Origin of the sequence: Actinomadura decatromicini (genome assembly GCF_008121305.1) — a bacterium.
In the GTDB taxonomy this organism is placed as follows: Bacteria; Actinomycetota; Actinomycetes; order Streptosporangiales; family Streptosporangiaceae; genus Spirillospora; species Spirillospora syzygii.
Genome location: NZ_VSRQ01000016.1, coordinates 62,085 through 78,762, shown reverse-complemented (window position 1 = coordinate 78,762; position 16,678 = coordinate 62,085). Strand labels below are relative to the sequence as shown.

The window sequence follows — 16,678 nt, the reverse complement described above, 5'->3', positions numbered from 1 at the left end:
CCTAGGAGATGGGCCGGCCGGGGAGACGGGGCGGGCGGCGCGTCCCGGCGCCGGTGCGGCCGGACGTCGGGACGCGCCGCGCGCCCCTACGCGGGGACGGTGAGCAGTGTGCGCCCCTCGCGGATCGTGCGGACCTCGAACCGGGTGATCTGATCCGGCCGCAGCGCGGTCGCGCCCTGCAGCGTGAGCCGCGGCTGCGCCGACCCCGGCAGCCCGTACCCGGCGGCGGGCACCGTCCAGCCGATGACGGTGTGCCGGCGTCCCGCCCGGTCCACCGCGACCAGCTCGCACTCCTCGGGCCCGCCGACCTTGGTGAGCCGCAGGCCGACCCGGCTGCCCCACGGCTTGCGCTGCGTGACGACCGTCCCGGCGACGCCGGTCGCGGGGTCGGCGGCCGAGAGCGCGGTGCCGTCCCGCATGAGCGCGCTCGTGCCGTCGTCCCGCCGGGACGCGGTGTCGCCGCGGTCGGCGCCGAGCGTGAACCCGGCGCCGAGCGCCCCGCCGATCAGCACGACCCCGGCGGCGGCCGCGGCGACGGTCCGCGCCGCGCGCCGCCGCCGCTCCCGGCGGATCCGCCGCCGCAGCAGGTCGGAGACCACCGCGGGCTCCGGCGGCGCGGGCGCGGCGTCCGCCGGCTCGCCGATCGGGCCGATGCCGTCGAGCTGCTCGGCGATGCCGCGCAGCTCGTCGAGCTCGCCGCGGCAGGCGGCGCAGGACGCGAGGTGCGCCTCGAACGACCGCCGGTCGGGTTCCTCCAGCAGGCCGAGGGCGTAGGCGCCGACGTCCACGTGCAGCATGTCCGCGCTCATGGCGTCACGCCCCTCTCCTCCAGGGCGACGCGAAGCGCCCTGAGCGCGTAGTAGACCCGGGACTTCACGGTGCCCACGGGGATGCCGAGCCGCCGGGCCGCCTCGTTCACCGAGCTGTCCCGGAAGAAGGTCTCGTTGAGGATCTCGCGGTGGGCGGGGGACAGCGCGAGGAGGGCTTCGGACACGACGACGGAGCGCAGCAGATCCTCCAACCCGTCGGGGACGCGCATGTTCTCCAGCGGGCCCTCGCCCGCCTCCTGCGGCCTGGCGTTCTTGCGGCGCTGGTCGTCGATGACGATCCGGCGGGCGACCGTCGCGAGCCACGGCAGCAGCGACGTCGCGTTCTCGTCGAGCTGGTGGGCGCTGCGCCACGCGCGGATCATCGTCTCCTGGACGACGTCCTCCGCCCAGTGGCGGTCGCCGCCGGTGAGCCGCAGCACGAACGACAGCAGTGGACGGCCGTACACGCGGTACAGCTCGGTCACGATCACCTGGTCGTCCACGCCGTCCGCGGGCCGGGGGCCGCGGAACCAGCTCCACGGGCCCGCGGGGCGTTCTCGCGGGACGGGCACTGCGGTCGACGATCGATGGGCCATCGGGGGTCTCCGGCTGGTGCGAGGGCGGGGCGACGCGGTGGCCGTGAGCCTGGTGTCACGTCGGGAGGCAGTACGGGCGCCGCCGACCCCGGGGTTCAACCGGCCCCGCACGGTTTTCCGCCCCCCTCCTTACTAGTTCGACACCTTTTCCTTACCGTGGGCGCGGGGCCCGCCCCCGCCGCGTCGTAGTTGCCGGACACGCCCCGGACCGGCCGCGACGGCGCGGCGCACCGGCCCCGGGGGACCCCCGACACGATCCTCAGCCGGGCACGCTCACTCCACGCATTGGAGCGAATGCGGGCACCGGGCCCATTCGCCCAGAAGAGGACCGAGGGGCGGGATCGGCACAGTGAAAGGGAACGGCGAAACACAACTCAGCTACCGCCTGCTGCTGGCGGTGGACATCCAGGGATACAGCAAGCGCGACACGCGCGAGCAGCTCGCCGCGCAGCGGTCCCTGTCGGACGCGCTCGACCGCGCCGCCATGGGCGCCGGTCTCGACCGCGCCCGCTGGGACAAGCAGGTCGGCGGCGACGGCGAGCTCGCCACGCTGCCGGACGGCACCGACCCCGCGACCGTGGCCGGCGACTTCGTCATCGGCCTGGCCGCGGAACTGCGCGACCTCAACGCCGCCGCCGCGGCCGCCGAGAGCCCCGACGCCGGGAGCCTCGACGCCGGGGCCGCGGACGGAGGGAGCGCGGGTGCCGGGGGCGCGGGCGGGCGGCGGTTGCGGGTGCGGCTCTCGCTGCACCACGGCACGCTGACCGCCGGGCCGTTCGGGCCCGCGGGCGACGCGCCGATCGTCGTCCAGCGGCTGCTGGACGCCGCGCCGCTGCGCCGCCTCCTGGCGGACGACGCGGACCGCGACCTGGTCTACGCCGTCTCGGACTCCCTGTTCGAGGACGTCGTGCGCACCGGCTTCTGCGCGCTGCCGCCCGAGGCGTTCCAGCCCATCAAGGTCACCGCGAAGGGCGCGGCGTTCCGCGGCCACATCCTCACCGGCCGCGCGGCCCGCCGGGGCCGCCGCGACGGCGGCGCGGCCGGGGACTCCGGCGGGCCGGGCGACCGGCCCGCCCCGGGCGCCCGCGTCCTCGACTTCCCGGCGCTCGCCGTCCACTGACCCTCCAGCGCGGACGCCGTCCGGTGCACGCCCCGCCACCGGACGGCGGCCGCGCCCTCCGCCGCCCTCCGCCGCCCTACGGCGATTGGCCTAGGGCGATGCGCGCCGACCGGGAAGCGATCGGCGTCCCGCGCGGTTGTCGCCTGCATCACAGAACCCTTGGGAGGCGGAACATGGCGGACGACGCCGCGCTCGCGAAACTGGTGGCCGGGCAGGACCTCGGGGTGCTCGCCACCCTCAAACGGGACGGCAGGCCCCAGCTCTCCAACGTCAACTACCACTTCGACGAGGGACGCCGGCTCATCCGGATCTCCATCACCGCGAACCGGGCCAAGGCCCGCAACCTCGCCCGCGACCCGCGCGCGTCCCTGCACGTCAGCACCCCGGACGGCGGCTCGTACGCGGTCGCCGAGGGCACCGCCGAGCTGTCCGCCGTCGCCGCCGACCCCGGCGACGCCGCCGTGGAGGAGCTCGTCGAGGTGTACCGGGACATCCGCGGCGACCACCCCGACTGGGACGAGTACCGCCGCGTCATGGTCGAGGACGGGCGGCTCGTCGTCCGCCTCCACGTCGAACGCCTCTACGGCATGGCCCGCGCCTAGCCCCGCGCCAGAGCCCGCTCCGTGGGGGCCGTCGTACACGATTCTTCTACCGCGTCGAACGTTCCGCCTCCCGGGGCGGACGTTCGTCCTCCCGGGGCTAATGTGCCGCACCCTGCCGGCCGGGCGCCCGCTGGGCGGTGTGCGGGTTCCGTGTCACCCTGGCGGCGGTCCGTGCCGACCCGGCCCCGGGAGGGACGCATGCGCGAGTCCGGCGAGCCGCTCCCGCCCGCCGTGGCGCGGGCGCTGGAGGAGTACGGGGAGCTGCTCCGCGAGCACGGACCCACCTGGGGCGAGGACCCGGTCGGATACGTGCGGCAGATCGAGGCCAGCGCCTTCCTCCCGGACGAGCGCGACTACCGGGCCGCGTGCCTGCGCCTGGTCGCCGGGGAGCACCCCGGGGCGACGGACGAGGAGATCGACGCCCTGATCCCGGACCTCGACCTGCACGAGGTCGTCCGGGACGCGCTCAGGGGCCGCGTCCTGGACAACCTCGCCGCGCTGCGCGTCCTGCCGGACGGCGCGACGCTGGAGGCCGTGCCGCGCGCCGTGCTGGACGGGCAGCCCGTCCCCACCACCCTGCTGGTCGACTCGTCCAGGGACGCCCCGGTCGTCGTCCGCGTGGACGGCACGGCGCACCACGTCTCGGCCGGGGGCGCGCGGCTCATCCCGGTCACGTCGTGGAGCAGCGTGTTCGTCGACCAGATCCTCGTCCCGCTCGGCTCGCTCACCCGGCGGGCCTCCGCCGCGCGGCTCCGGCTGCGCGCCGGGTTCCCCTGCCGCTGGACGGTCGTCGGCGCCGACGGCCGCGGCTGGTACCCGGCGGGCGCGCCGCAGCGGATCGACGCGCACCGCGTCCCCTACTTCCACGGCGACGACGTCGTCCTGGACGTGCCCGCCGAGCCGCTGACCGTCCGCGTCACGCGCGGCATGGAGTACGCCGCCGCCGAGACCCGCGCCGTGCCGTGCGCCGGGGCGGAGACGCTCGTCGAGTTGGCTCCGCCGCGCCTCTACGACGCCGCCGCGACGGGCTGGTACGGCGGCGACATGCACGTCCACATGAACTGGGCGGGCGACACCGTCGGCACGCCCGCGCACGCCGCCGCCGCGCAGCACGGCGAGGACCTCCACGTCCTCAACCTCGTCGCGGGGAACGTCGCGTCCCGGCGCGTCTACGACCGGGAGGCCCTCGAACACTGGGCCGGGCGCGACCTGCCCTGGTCCGACGCCGCCCACGTCGCCCGCCTCGGCGTCGAATACCGCAACGACCTGCTCGGGCACCTGTACGCGTTCGGCGTGACCGCGCCGCCCGGACGGTTCCACACCGGCTTCGCCGGCGACCCGGACTGGCCGCCGAACGCCGAAGGCTGCCGCGAGCTGCGCGGCCTCGGCGCCGTCCTCGGGTACAGCCACCCGTTCCACCTGCCCGCCGCCGAGGACGCCCCGCCCGCCGCGCTGCTCGCGGGCGGCCGGAACTGCTCGTCCCGCGAGATCGTCGCGGACGCCGCGCTCGGCCTCATCGACTCGCTCGACGTCCTCAACCACTCCTCGATCCACGCCACCGCGGTCATGTACCGGCGGCTGCTCGGCGCGGGCAACGCCCTCGCCGCCACCGCCGGGACGGACGCGATGCTGTCGTTCCAGCGGCGCGGCAGCCAGTCCGGCCCGCCCGGCTGGGCCCGCGTCTACGCCCGGGTCGACGGCCCGCTCACCGCCGCGTCGTTCGGCGACGCGATCCGCCGCGGCCGCACGTTCGCCACCACCGGCCCCTGGCTCGACCTGGACGTCGACGGCCACGGCCCGGGGGACGTCCTCGACGCGGCCCCCGGCGACCGCGTCACCGTCACCGCCCGGACGGTCGGCCCCGAGGTCGACCGCGTCGAACTGCGCACCGCCGACGGCGTCCTCGCCGCGGGCCCGCCGGGGGAGGTCGGCGCGGAGCTCACCGTCACCGGGCCGACCTACGTCGTCGCCGTCGCGACCGGGCCGCCGCACGAGCGGTCCATGCACCACTCCGGCGCGTTCGCGCACACCAGTCCCGTCCACCTGCGCGTGGCCGGACGGCGCGTCGCCCGCGAGGCGGACCTGCGCTGGTGCCTGGACTACCTCGACCGCCTCGGCGACCTGCTCCGCCGCGCCGCCCGGCTGGAGACGCCCGAGCAGCTCGCCGCGCACCTCGACCTGCTGGACGCGGCCCGCGCCGTCTACACCGGCCGCCTCGCCGGGGCCTGACCGCACCCGGCACGTCCCGTCAAGGCGCTTGTGCCCGCCGTCCGCGGCTGGCTAGCGTTCGGGGATGCTCCAGGCCACCGCCACGACCACCGCCACGCCCGAAGACCTGTTCCGGCACCTCGTCGTCCCCGAGGCGTGGGGCGCGTGGTGCAGGCTGCCCATCCCGGCGCAGCAGACCCGCAAGGGCGACACCAGCGCCTACGGCGTCGGCGCGGTCAGGAAGCTCTGGCCCGCCGTCGAGCAGACCGTCGTCTACGAGCCGTACGGGCACTACGCCTACATCGCCCTGTCCGGGCTGCCCGTCCGCCGCTACCGGTGCGACGTGTACCTGGAGGCCCGCGACACCGGCACGCACCTGCGCTGGAAGGCCGAGTTCGAGCCGCTCGTCCCCGGCACCGGGCCGCTGCTGCGGGTCTGGTTCCGGCTGGTGGTGTCGTCGCTCACCCGCTGGCTGCCCGCGCACACCGAGCACTGCCCGCCCGACTGCCCCGCCCGCGGCGCGGGCGACATCTGACAGGTGGGAAAGGGGCCGGAGGCCGCGCGACCCCCCGCGCGACCCCCGGCGAAAAAGGGTGCAGGCCGAGAGCACCCCGCAGTTCCCTCGGCCTGCACGTTCGCGGCCCCCCGCGACGCCGCGGCCCCGGATCACCCGGAGCCGGGCCCGTACACCTCCCACAGCTCCCCGGCGAAGAACCTCCCGAAGCCGAGCAGCTTCTCCGCCCCGTCCGGACCGGACGTCCGGAACGTGGTGAGCTGGCGCGCGAAGTCCATCAGCTTGATCTGCAGCACCCCCGCCGCGACCACCCGCGCGCCGTCCTCCTCCTCCGCGCCGACGTGGCCGTCCAGCACCCGCACGTACAGCGTGGACGTGTCCGGCCAGATCCGCGTCGGCGGCCCGTGCAGGACGTTCTTCACCCCGCTGAGCGTCCGCGCGTTCCCGTCGCCGTCGGTGTAGAACAGGCGGTACTTCATCAGCCGCCGGTCCTCCGCACCGCCGGACGGATCGACGAAGAGGTTGAACGTTCCCATCTCGACCGCGCGGCGGCCCCCGTGGCCGGTCGCGTCGACCCACCCCTCGGCCCGCGCCTCGTGGCCCGAGTCGGCGAGGAACAGGTCGGTGTCGTCCGTCGTGATCGTCAGCCGGAACGACAGCGGCAGCCGCCCGTCCGCCAGCTCGCCGACCCGCGAGTCGGACTCGCCGTAGGTGACGTACCCCTTCATCTCCTCGGTGAAGGACAGCGACGTACGGCCCGGCGCCGCGACGAGTCCCCGCGCCCCGTCCCGGCCCCCTGCGACCGGGACGGGCTCCTCTTGGGCGGGCGCCCCCCCACGCCCTCCGGCGGCCGGGACGGGCTCCTTGTGGGGGGACGACCCCCCACGCCCCCCGGAAGCCGGGTCGTACGCCTCGCCGTTCACCCCGTCCAGCGGGCCGGTTCCCCCGACCGGCCCGGCCCCCGTGGCAGACGGGGCGGTAACGGACCCGCCCGTGCCCCCGGACGCGTCCCCCGACGCGCCGCTCGACGCGCCGCTCGACACGGGCACCCCGTCCAGCAGCCGCGTCGCCAGCCGGTCGGCGTGCGCGGCGATGGTGAGCGAGGGATTCGGGCCCACCGGCCCCGGCATCGCCGCCCCGTCGGCGATGTAGAGGCCCGGGAACCCGAACATCTCGCCGAAGGCGTCGCAGACGCCCTCGCCCCGATGCGCGCCCATGGGAGCCCCGCCCAGCGGATGGACGGTGACGATGCGCTTGCGGAACCACATCGGGTTGTCGGCGTAGTCGGCGCCGAGCACGTCCGCGATGCCCCGCATCGTCTTGCGGACGCGGGAGAACAGCTCCTCGCTGGTCTCGCTCGTCCAGTCCGCGGAGAGCCGCCCGTCGCGCAGCCGCAGCCGCCCGTCCGGGGTGTCGCGGCCCATGCCGAGCAGCGGCAGCGAGCTCACCGTGAGCGCGCCGTCCCCGATCAGCTCGGAGATCTCCTTGGACAGGTTCGTGTCCGGCGCCTCGCGGAACAGGTCGGTGAACCGGTCCCACAGGAACTTCACCGCGCGCTCGAAGTCGTTGCGGATGTCGAACCCGTCGACGATCCAGTCGGTGAACCCGGGGTAGCCGCCGTCCTCGATGTAGGCGCCGCGGCCCGCGCCGGGGACGCCGTCCAGCTCGTCCGGCAGCCGGATCGCCGTCGTGATCACCGGCCCGCGGCTCGCGTTCAGCGGCCGGACCCGGTTGCGGTCGGTGGCCCGCAGCAGGAACGTCAGCAGGTCGCCGTTGCCGCTGAACCGCGTGCCGAGCGCGTCGCTCAGCCCCGGGAACGCCTTCGCCGACTTCAGCAGCAGGAACGTCGTGCCGAACGTGCCCGCGCCGAGGATCAGCCGGTCGCAGGAGATCGTCCGGACGGGCAGCCGGCGCCGCTTGCGCAGCGACAGCGCGGGCGGCGGCTCGTGCTGGACGTAGTCGACCTCGTACCCGCCGCCCGGCCGCGGCCGCAGCGCCTTCACCTCGTGGGACGTGCGGATGTCCGCGCCGTGGTGCGCCGCCGCCGACAGGTAGGTGTGGTCGAGGCTGTTCTTCGAGCCCTCGTTGCAGCCGATGTCGCACTCGCCGCACAGCCGGCACGTCCGCCGCGGGGCGCCGTGGACGTTCCCGTACCCGGCGTCCACGATCGGCAGGCTCAGCCCCGGCGTGCCCCCAGGCCGGGGCGCGAAGCTGACCGCGAGCGGCGGCAGCGTGCAGTCCAGCCCGAGTTCGGCCGCCGCGTCCTGCATCGCGTGCGTCTTCGGGGTGTCGTCGAACGGGACGCGGTCCAGCGGGTACGGCGCGACGCCGATCATCTTCTCGACCGCGTCGTAGTGCGGGTCGAGGTCGGCGCGCGAGACCGGCCAGCGCCGCTTCGTCCCGTCCGGGCCGTCGTCGACGAACCAGTGCTCGTCCTTGCGGAGCAGCACGTTCGCGTAGATCAGCGAGCCGCCGCCGAGCCCGGACGACACGACCGAGTCGCAGCCCTTGAAGCTCCAGACGTCGTACATCCCGTACAGGCCGGCGTCCGGGTCCCAGAAGGCGCGCCCCATCTCCGACGGCGACCGCGGGAAGCTCCCCGGCGGGTACGGCTGCCCGCGCTCCAGCAGGACCACCGACCTTCCGGCCTCCGCCAGCCGGTAGGCGGCGACGGATCCGCCGAACCCGGACCCGACCACGACTGCGTCGACGTGCTCCATGGCGCTAGCCCGCCTTCCTCTTCAAGAAGTCGAGTACCTGCGGGAACACCTCGGTGTCGACGTACGCGCCCATGAAGGCGTCCTGGTGGCCGTACCCGGGCAGGACCGCCAGCTCGTGCAGGCCCGGCGTGACCCTTTCGAGCCGTCGGTAGCAGACGACGTTGGAGTCGGTGAACACGTGGTTGCGGTCTCCGGTGAGGAACAGGATCGGTGTCGTGACGTCCGCGGCGTTCGCGAGGTAGTCGTCCGGCAGATCCCTGTGCCGCGGGTCGCGGCGGTCGTACTTCACCGCGCGTCCGGCCCGCACCATCTTGAGGATGTGCCGGTAGTAGTTGACGTTGCATGCCCCGAACAGGTCGGGCAGCCGGCCGTGGGTGACCGGCGACATCTTCTCGTGGGAGAAGATCGGTTTTCCGCCGCCCCACATGAAGCTGAGCATGTGGCACGCGGGCTCGTCGCACGTGCGGTGGAACGGCGCGACGGACTTGGCGAGCAGCCAGCCGCGGGTCAGCAGCGGCGCCATCCCGTAGCGCGGGTCGAGGTGGCACGGTCCGACGAGGTACTCCATCAGCGGCGGCCCGTAGCCGAGCTTCATCTTCGACCAGAGCGGCGTGCGCGGCACCAGCGAGACGCTGTTGCACGTCAGGCTGGCGATTCCGGTGACCGTCTCGGCGAACACCGCCATCGAGAACGAGACCGCGCCGAGGCAGTGCGTGATCACGTGGATCCGCCGGTCGCCGACGTGGCGGCGCAGCTCCGCGAGCGCCGCCGGGTGGTCGTAGAGCGCGATGTCGTCGAGGGTGTGGCGCTGCGTCTCGGCGTTGTAGGGGTACCGCCCGCTCATCCGGTAGTCGAGCGCCCACACGTCGCCGAACCCGGCGTCGTGCAGGACGTTCACCAGGTTGGCGTGCTCCGGCATGATGTACATGTCGCTGGACGTCGTCAGGCCGTGCACCAGCAGGACGACGTCGTCGCAGTCGGCGCGGCGGTAGCGGGTCAGGTTCAGGCCGAGCCCGTCCTCGGTCGCGAAGGGATGCGAGGACATGTCGGCGTCGGCGACGCCCGCGTGTGTGAAACGCGCGATCCCCCGTTGCTGTCCCATGCTCATCCCCTCCGGCCCTCTCTGACGCCTCAACCTTGCCAAACGCGGATATCAGCGCGGCATCGTGGAGAACCCGTACTTACGAGAACATCAGGACGGCACGTAAGTACGGGACCTACGTGAGATGAGAGTCGGAATCAGCCCAGGTGGTTCACGGTGTCCGGTTCATCGCGGTCGCGACGCCCACCCGGGACGTGACGCCGATCTTCGCGAACACCCGGGAGAGGTGCGTCTCGACGGTGCGGACGCTGAGGTAGAGCCGCTCGGCGATCTGCTGGTTGCTGCATCCCTCGGCGACGAGCTGGGCGATCTCGTGCTCGCGCGGGGACAGCCCGAACGGCGTCTCCTGGCGGATCGTCTTCGCACGTGAGCCGCCCGGTGGCGGGACGCGGACGCCGAGCCGGCGCTGCTCCCGGACGGTCTGGGCGAGCAGCCCGCGCATCCCGCACGCCTCGAAGACCTCGGCGGCGGCGCGGACCCGTTCGCGGGCGGCGGTGCGGTCGCCGGCGGCGGCGTGCGCGAGCCCGGCGGCGAGTTCGGCGCGTCCGGCGTCGGGGCGGCGTCCGGTTTTGGCCAGCAGCTCGGCCGCCTCGGCGGCGCAGGCGGCGGACGCGGCGGGGTCGGCGGCGCGCAGCGCGTGCGCGCGGGCGAGCCGCGCCAGGCCGACGTCGCCGGGCAGCGCGGGGTTGGCGATGGCGTCGGCGATGTCGGCCCAGTAGGCGGCGTCGTGGCCGTCCGCGGGCGGGGCGTCCTCGGCGGCGCGGACACATGCGAGGGTCTCGGCGCAGATGACCAGGGTGCCGAAGTCGAGCCCGAGGGTGCCGTCGCCGCACGCGGCGATCAGCGCCTCGGCGCCCTCGGCGGTGCGGCCCGCGTTGATCATCGCGAGGGCGCGGGCGACATGGGCCATGTGGGTCCACCACTCGCCCGAGCCGGTGTCGTTGGCCACGGCCTCCTCGCCCGCGCGCATGGCGCGGTCGTGGTCGCCCATCCAACTCGCGGTCAGGCACTGCTGTATCAGCCCGTAGGCCAGGACCTCCTGCGAGCGCAGCTCGCGGCCCACGGCGGCGGCCTCGTCGGCGACGGCGGCGGCCTCGGCCATCCGGCCCACCGAGGCCAGGATGCGGGACTGCCCGGCCAGCATGTAGCCGAGGGTGTAGGTCTGGCCGGTCTTGCGGGTGATCGATACCAGCCGCTCGGCGTGCCGCAGCGCGCTGTCGTACATGCCGAGGAACGACTCCGCGAAGATCAGCCAGGCGAAGCTGTCGAGGCAGTCGGCGAAGTCGGTGTCGGCGGCGGCGGAGAACAGCTGGTCGGCCTTGGTCGCGTAGCCGATCGCCTCCTCCACCTCCCCGCGCCCGTAGGACACCATCGGGCGCATCGCCACGACCGCCGCCGTCAGCCCGGGGCCCCAGCCGGGGGCGCTGTCGGGGATGGTGGCGAGGACGGCCTGCGAGCCCCGGGTGTCGATCCGCTGCATCCGGTCGTTCACCAGCCGGATGCGCAGCAGCACGGCCTCGGGGGTCTGGCGGTCGGTGATGCGGCGCAGCTCGTCCAGGACCAGGGCGCGGGCCTCGTGGATGCGGCCGACCTGGCGTTCGACGATGGCGCAGAGCACGACGGCGCGGGCGCGGCGGACGGTGTCGTCCGGCGGCAGCAGCCCGAGCAGCGTGCGGGCGGTCTCGCGGCCCGCCTCGGCGTGCCCGGACACGGTCTGCACGTGCGCCAGTTCCAGAAGCAGTTCGACCCGGTCGGGATAGGCGCCGTTGGCGGCGGGGTCGGCGCCGTCCGGCATCAAGTCGAGGGCGGCCTCCAGCCAGTACGCGGCGGTGCCGGGCGCCTGGTAGGCCACGACCCGGGCCGCCTCCACCAGCGTGCGGATCGCCTCCCGGTCGCCGAACCGCGCCGACCGCACCACGTGGTGCGCGCGGACGGCGGCGGGTGCGCCCAGCTCGGCCAGCCGCGACGACACCCGCGAGTGCGCGGCGATCCGCCAGCCCGCCGCCGTGGAGGCGTAGGCGACGTGCCGCACCAGCGGATGCCGGAACCTGAACCGCCCGCCCGGCGCCGGACGTACCACGTCATGACCGGTCAGCACGTCCAGGGCGGTGAGCGCGGCGCCCTGCTCCATCTCGGCGGCGACGGCGGCGAGCGCGGGCTCGAACACGTCGGCGGCGACGGCGGCGCCGCGCGCCATCCGCAGCGCCTCCGGCGGCAGCGCGCTCAGCTCCACCTGGAGCGCGGCGCGGACGGCGGGCGGCAGCTCGGTCAGGTTCGCCACGCCCCGGCCCCAGCTCTGCCGGTCGGGGCCCGCGCCCGCGGGCATGCCCCCGTCGCCCATCTTCGACAGGGCCTCCAGGTAGAACGGGTTGCCGCCGCTGGCCTTGAACAGCGCCTCGCAGCGGGCCTGGCTCACCTCCGGGCCGAGGAACTCCTCGACCTCGCTCTGGGTGAGCGGGTCGACCGTCACCCGCACGCCCTGCGGCCCGGCCGCGTCCACCAGCGCCGCCAGCCGCGGCGACGCCTGCGCGGGCCGGTAGGCCACCGAGATCAGCACGCGGGCGCGCGGCGGATGCCGGACCAGGTGGTCGAGCAGCTCGATCGTCGCGTCGTCGGCCCAATGCAGGTCGTCCAGGATCAGCACGAGCCCGTGCGGGTCGGCGAGCTCCTCCAGCGCGTGCCGGACGGTCCGGTGCAACTGGTAGCGGGCCACCCCCGAGTCGGGCGAGGCGGCGGCCGGGGGATGGTCGGTGAGGTCGGCGAGCGCGGGGAACACGGTGCCGAGCAGCCGCAGCGCGGCGGGGGACAGGTCCGGCGTGTGCTCTTCGAGGTGGTCGTCGAGCGCGTCGACCACGGCGCCGAACGGCATCTCCTGCTCGAACTCGGCGGCACGGCCCGCGACGTACGTCAGCTTGCGCGCGCTCGCGGCGTCCGCCAGCTCGTTCAGCAGCCGGGTCTTGCCCGCGCCCGGCTCACCGACGACCGCGAGGAAGCCGTAGCCGTCCTCGGCGGCGTCCAGGACGCGGCCGATCTCCTCCAGCGCGTCCCGTCGCCCGACGAGCGGAGCGTTGCCGGGACGGGTCCCGGCGTCGCGGGCCGCACGACCCTCCATGTCCACACCCCAACAGTGACAGGCGGCCGATACGCCGTGATCATGCTTCTGTGTAACTTTTCACGAGACTTTTGGCGAAATTCACCCTATCGGGTCGAACGTCAATAGGGCGGGGGCAACACGCCCCGCGCCGTGCGTCACTCCGACGGGCGGTCTCTCCGGCACCGTGCTGACTCACCGTGTTGTTCCCTGTTATCAAGCGTCGTCGCACGCCCCATGTCAACCTCAAGAAGGTAAACCGTCCCCGTGCCGTAACACGCGTCCGCTGACCTGCGGACGGGCCTTCTCCCTCGCCAGCGCGGGGGCCGCCGGGCCCCGCCGCCGACCTCGGAGCGCGCCGACACGGCCACAGGTGGACACATGACCGCCCGGTCGTTCCGCGCCTCCCGCTCAGGGCGCCGGGACGGCGAGGAGCGCGGCGGCCGCGTCCCAGCGCGCCGCGTCGCCGGACGGGACGAAGCGGCGCAGCGGCTGCGTCGCGGCGACCAGCGCCCGCGACTCGGCGAGGCCGCCCGCCGCGCCCCGCGCGCGGGCCTGGGCGAGCACGTTGCCGAGCGCGGTCGCCTCGACCGGCCCGGCCACGACGGGCAGGCCGCTCGCGTCGGCGGTGAGCTGGCAGAGCAGCTCGTTGCGGCTGCCGCCGCCCACCAGGTGGACGACGTCGACGTCCCGTCCCGACAGCGCCGCGGCCTGCCGGATCGCGGCGCGGTGCGCGAGGGCGAGGCTGTCCAGCACGCACCGGACGGTTTCGGCGCGTCCCTCCGGCGCGGGGAGGCCCCGGCGGCGGCAGTGCGCGGCGACGCGGGCGGGCATGTCGCCCGGCGGCAGGAACCCGGGGTCGCCCGCGTCGATCAGCGAGCGCAGGCCGGGGACGCGCGCGGCCTCCGCGAGCAGCGCGGGCAGGTCGGGGTCGCCCCACGCGCGCAGGCACTCCTGGAGGAGCCAGAGGCCCATCACGTTGCGCAGGTAGCGGACCGTCCCGTCGACGCCGCCCTCGTTGGTGAAGTTGGCCTTGCGGCTCGCCTCGGTGAGGACGGGCGCGTCCAGTTCGACGCCGACCAGGGACCACGTGCCGCAGGAGATGTAGGCGAACCGGTCGGTCGCGGCGGGGACGGCGGCGACCGCCGACGCCGTGTCGTGCGACCCGACGGCGACGACCTCCAGGCCGGGGTGGCCGGTCTCGGCGGCGACGTCCGGGCGGAGGGCGCCGATCGGCGTGCCCGGGTCGCGCAGCGGCGGCAGGATCGAGGCGGGGAGGCCGAGGCGGGAGACGAGGTCGCCCGACCATGTGCCGGTGTGGACGTCGAGGAGCCCGGTCGTGGACGCGTTCGTCCGCTCGGCGCCGATCTCCCCGGTGAGCCAGTACGCGATCAGGTCGGGAATGAGGAGAAGGGTGCGCGCCCGCGACAGGTCGTCCGCGGCGAGCTGGTAGATCGTGTTGAACGGGAGGAACTGGAGGCCCGACGCCTGGTAGAGGAGGTCGTCGCCCACGTCGGCGCGGATCCGCTCCATGACCCCGTCGGTGCGGGAGTCGCGGTAGTGGACGGGGTTGCCGAGCAGCGCGCCGTTCCCGTCCAGCAGCCCGTAGTCGACGGCCCACGAGTCGACGCCGACCGAGGCGAGGCCGGACGGGGCGGAGCGCAGCCCGTCCAGGACGTTCCCGTACAGGCCGAGGACGTCCCAGTACAGGGTGCCGTTCACCCGCACCGGACGGTTGGGGAAGCGGCGGATTTCGTCCAGCTCCAGCGTGCCCGGCCCGACGCGCGCCGCCATCACCCGCCCGCTGGACGCGCCGAGGTCGACGGCCGCGAAACTCGCCTCGCTCACGCGACCACCAGCACGTCGAGCGTGCGCGGGCCGTGCACGCCCTCCACCCGGGACAGCTCGATGTCGCTCGTCGCGGACGGCCCGGACACGAACGTCAGCGGCCGGAGCGGGTCGAGCCGCGCCAGCGCGTCCGGCACGTCCGGGGCGATCTGCTCCGCCCGCACCACGATCAGGTGGTAGTCGGGGACGAGCGACAGCGCGCGCGGGCCTTGCGCGGCGCCGTGGTCCAGGACGATCGTCCCCGTCTCGGCGATCGCGGCCGCGCAGCCGGTGACCGCGCCCGCGAGACCGTCCAGCGCGGCCACCGAAGGGTCGCGGACGAGCGGCGCGCCCACCTCGGACACCCACTCCGCCGGCAGGTCGGACGGGACCCCGTACGAACCGGGCCGGGCGGCGAGCCGCGCCGCGACCGTCCCCGGCACGCCGGACGGCGCGACGCGCAGCACGGCCGCGCGGTAGTCGGCGACCCGCTCGGCGAACAGGCCGAGGACGTCGCCGTCGTGGTGCCGCCGCCGGTACGCGCGGTCGATCCGCTCGTAGGACGCGGCGACCTCGGCGGCCGGACGCGCCGGCGCCACCCGCTCGATCCGGCGGAGGATCTCCTCGCGCGCGCTCACCTTTCTCCCTCCGCCCTATCTCTCTCTGCGCCGTCTCTCTCCGCACGGCCGCCGTCCGTCCGGGCCCACCAGGCGCGGAACGACTCGGGCGGCGGGGCGGGCGCGTCCCGCGTCTCGGTCCACGCCGACAGCGGGCCGGGCAACCGCCGGATCCGCCCGCCGCGCGCCACCACCCGCCGGGACGCCGACGCCCCGCGCTGCGCCAGCGCGAGCCTGGTGGGGGAGCGCAGCGTCCACCCGGCCGCCGCCATCGCGACCCTTTCGATGGGGTGGCGCGGCCCCTTCTCCACCGCCCGCGCCCGCAGGTGGACGAGCACCTCCGGGATGTCGATCGCGACCGGGCACGCGTCGAAGCACGCCCCGCACAGCGACGACGCGTACGGGAGGGACGCGTCCACGTCCGACCCGATGCCCCTGATCTGCGGGGAAAGGATCGCCCCGATCGGCCCCGGATACGGCGACCCGTAGGCGTGGCCGCCCGCGCGCCGGTAGACCGGGCACACGTTCAGGCACGCGGAGCAGCGGATGCAGCGCAGCGCCTGCCGCCCCACCTCGTCGGCCAGGGTGGCGGTCCTGCCGTTGTCCAGCAGGACGAGATGGAAGTCGCGGGGCCCGTCGCCGGGGTGCACGCCCGTCCAGGCCGACGTGTAGGGGTTCATCCGCTCCGCCGTGGACGAGCGCGGCAGCAGTTGCAGGAACACTTCGAGGTCGCGCCACGACGGGACGATCTTCTCCACGCCCATCACCGAGATCAGCGTCTCGGGGAGCGTGAGGCACATCCGGCCGTTGCCCTCGGACTCCAGGACGACGAGCGTCCCGGTGTCGGCGACGGCGAAGTTCACCCCCGACACCGCGACCCTCGCCGACAGGAACTTCGCGCGCAGATGCCGCCGCGCCGCCTCCGCGAGCGCGGCGGGGGAGTCGGTCAGCCCCGCGGGCGCGTCGTCCATCGCGCGTAGGAAGATGTCGCGGATGTCGGACCGGTTGCGGTGGATCGCCGGGACGAGGATGTGCGACGGGCGGTCGTCTCCGAGCTGGACGATCAGCTCCGCCAGGTCGGTCTCGTAGGCGGCGATGCCCTCCCCGGCGAGGAACTCGTTCAGCCCGATCTCCTGCGTCGCCATCGACTTGACCTTGACGACCTCGGTCTCGCCGGTCGCCTTCACCAGGTCCGCGACGATGCGGTTGGCCTCGGCGGCGTCGCGCGCCCAGTGCACCGTCCCGCCGGCGTCCGCGACCTTCTCCTCCAGGACGCGGAGGTAGTGGCCGAGGTTCGCCAGGACGTGGTCCTTGATCTGCTTGCCCGCCTCGCGGAGCGCGGGCCAGTCGTCCAGCTCGGCGACCGCGTCCGCGCGCCGCGCCCGGATCGTGGTGGTCGCGTGCGCCAGGTTGGCGCGCAGCCGCGGGTCGGCCACCGCGCGCCGCGCCGCGTCCGGGAACGACGGCATCCC

Annotated in this window: 12 protein-coding genes; 4 read left to right on the top strand and 8 right to left on the bottom strand. The window is 74.9% G+C overall.

What is annotated here, in order from left to right; genetic code table 11:
• Nucleotides 1–86: 86 nt before the first annotated feature.
• Both FXF68_RS44600 and FXF68_RS41880 read right to left on the bottom strand, forming a co-directional pair.
• Complete coding sequence (locus FXF68_RS44600) at nucleotides 87–809, bottom strand: anti-sigma factor family protein (RefSeq protein ID WP_148768394.1); 723 nt, start codon at nucleotides 807–809, stop codon at nucleotides 87–89.
• Nucleotides 806–1,381, bottom strand: a complete 576-nt coding sequence (locus FXF68_RS41880; RefSeq protein ID WP_246179261.1) for a sigma-70 family RNA polymerase sigma factor — start codon at nucleotides 1,379–1,381, stop codon at nucleotides 806–808. Before FXF68_RS41880 ends, FXF68_RS44600 begins: the two co-directional genes overlap by 4 nt.
• A gap of 373 nt (nucleotides 1,382–1,754) precedes the next feature.
• On the opposite strand from FXF68_RS41880, the gene FXF68_RS41875 reads away from it, so the two are divergent.
• The 4 genes from FXF68_RS41875 (at nucleotide 1,755) to FXF68_RS41855 (ending at nucleotide 5,870) form a co-directional block, all read left to right on the top strand.
• Complete coding sequence (locus tag FXF68_RS41875) at nucleotides 1,755–2,525, top strand: hypothetical protein (protein ID WP_246179259.1); 771 nt, start codon at nucleotides 1,755–1,757, stop codon at nucleotides 2,523–2,525.
• Nucleotides 2,526–2,698: 173 nt separating this feature from the next.
• Nucleotides 2,699–3,127, top strand: a complete 429-nt coding sequence (locus tag FXF68_RS41865; RefSeq protein ID WP_148768392.1) for a PPOX class F420-dependent oxidoreductase — start codon at nucleotides 2,699–2,701, stop codon at nucleotides 3,125–3,127.
• A 198-nt stretch (nucleotides 3,128–3,325) separates the two neighbouring features.
• Nucleotides 3,326–5,356, top strand: a complete 2,031-nt coding sequence (locus tag FXF68_RS41860; RefSeq protein WP_148768391.1) for a CehA/McbA family metallohydrolase — start codon at nucleotides 3,326–3,328, stop codon at nucleotides 5,354–5,356.
• Nucleotides 5,357–5,420: 64 nt separating this feature from the next.
• Entirely contained in the window at nucleotides 5,421–5,870 is a 450-nt protein-coding gene (locus tag FXF68_RS41855) for an SRPBCC family protein (RefSeq protein WP_148768390.1), read from the top strand.
• Between the two features lie 131 nt (nucleotides 5,871–6,001).
• Here FXF68_RS41855 and FXF68_RS41850 read toward each other — a convergent pair whose 3' ends face one another.
• From FXF68_RS41850 to FXF68_RS41825, 6 genes are all read right to left on the bottom strand, one after another.
• On the bottom strand, nucleotides 6,002–8,569 hold the full coding sequence (locus FXF68_RS41850) for a GMC oxidoreductase (protein WP_148768389.1): 2,568 nt from the start codon (nucleotides 8,567–8,569) through the stop codon (nucleotides 6,002–6,004).
• Between the two features lie 4 nt (nucleotides 8,570–8,573).
• Complete coding sequence (locus FXF68_RS41845) at nucleotides 8,574–9,671, bottom strand: alpha/beta hydrolase (RefSeq protein WP_148768388.1); 1,098 nt, start codon at nucleotides 9,669–9,671, stop codon at nucleotides 8,574–8,576.
• 151 nt (nucleotides 9,672–9,822) lie between these two features.
• Nucleotides 9,823–12,783 carry a helix-turn-helix transcriptional regulator gene (locus FXF68_RS41840; RefSeq protein WP_148768387.1) on the bottom strand — a complete coding sequence of 987 codons (2,961 nt, stop codon included), beginning with the start codon at nucleotides 12,781–12,783 and terminating at the stop codon, nucleotides 9,823–9,825.
• Nucleotides 12,784–13,173: 390 nt separating this feature from the next.
• On the bottom strand, nucleotides 13,174–14,556 hold the full coding sequence (locus tag FXF68_RS41835; protein WP_148768414.1) for a rhamnulokinase: 1,383 nt from the start codon (nucleotides 14,554–14,556) through the stop codon (nucleotides 13,174–13,176).
• Between the two features lie 50 nt (nucleotides 14,557–14,606).
• Nucleotides 14,607–15,227: a LutC/YkgG family protein gene (locus tag FXF68_RS41830; RefSeq protein WP_148768386.1), complete on the bottom strand. Its 621-nt coding sequence runs from the start codon at nucleotides 15,225–15,227 to the stop codon at nucleotides 14,607–14,609.
• The gene (locus tag FXF68_RS41825; protein ID WP_222870352.1) at nucleotides 15,224–16,675 is read right to left on the bottom strand and encodes a LutB/LldF family L-lactate oxidation iron-sulfur protein; all 1,452 of its coding nucleotides are present in this window, start codon (nucleotides 16,673–16,675) and stop codon (nucleotides 15,224–15,226) included. Before FXF68_RS41825 ends, FXF68_RS41830 begins: the two co-directional genes overlap by 4 nt.
• Nucleotides 16,676–16,678 lie beyond the last annotated feature (3 nt).

Excerpts from the sequence above, each read along its gene's own strand:
- FXF68_RS41840 (WP_148768387.1), bottom strand. The coding sequence starts at position 12,783 with ATGGAGGGTCGTGCGGCCCGCGACGCCGGGACCCGTCCCGGCAACGCT.
- FXF68_RS41835 (WP_148768414.1), bottom strand. The coding sequence starts at position 14,556 with ATGGCGGCGCGCGTCGGGCCGGGCACGCTGGAGCTGGACGAAATCCGC.
- FXF68_RS41855 (WP_148768390.1), top strand. The coding sequence starts at position 5,421 with ATGCTCCAGGCCACCGCCACGACCACCGCCACGCCCGAAGACCTGTTC.
- FXF68_RS41850 (WP_148768389.1), bottom strand. The coding sequence starts at position 8,569 with ATGGAGCACGTCGACGCAGTCGTGGTCGGGTCCGGGTTCGGCGGATCC.
- FXF68_RS41865 (WP_148768392.1), top strand. The coding sequence starts at position 2,699 with ATGGCGGACGACGCCGCGCTCGCGAAACTGGTGGCCGGGCAGGACCTC.
- FXF68_RS41860 (WP_148768391.1), top strand. The coding sequence starts at position 3,326 with ATGCGCGAGTCCGGCGAGCCGCTCCCGCCCGCCGTGGCGCGGGCGCTG.
- FXF68_RS41825 (WP_222870352.1), bottom strand. The coding sequence starts at position 16,675 with ATGCCGTCGTTCCCGGACGCGGCGCGGCGCGCGGTGGCCGACCCGCGG.
- FXF68_RS44600 (WP_148768394.1), bottom strand. The coding sequence starts at position 809 with ATGAGCGCGGACATGCTGCACGTGGACGTCGGCGCCTACGCCCTCGGC.
- FXF68_RS41845 (WP_148768388.1), bottom strand. The coding sequence starts at position 9,671 with ATGGGACAGCAACGGGGGATCGCGCGTTTCACACACGCGGGCGTCGCC.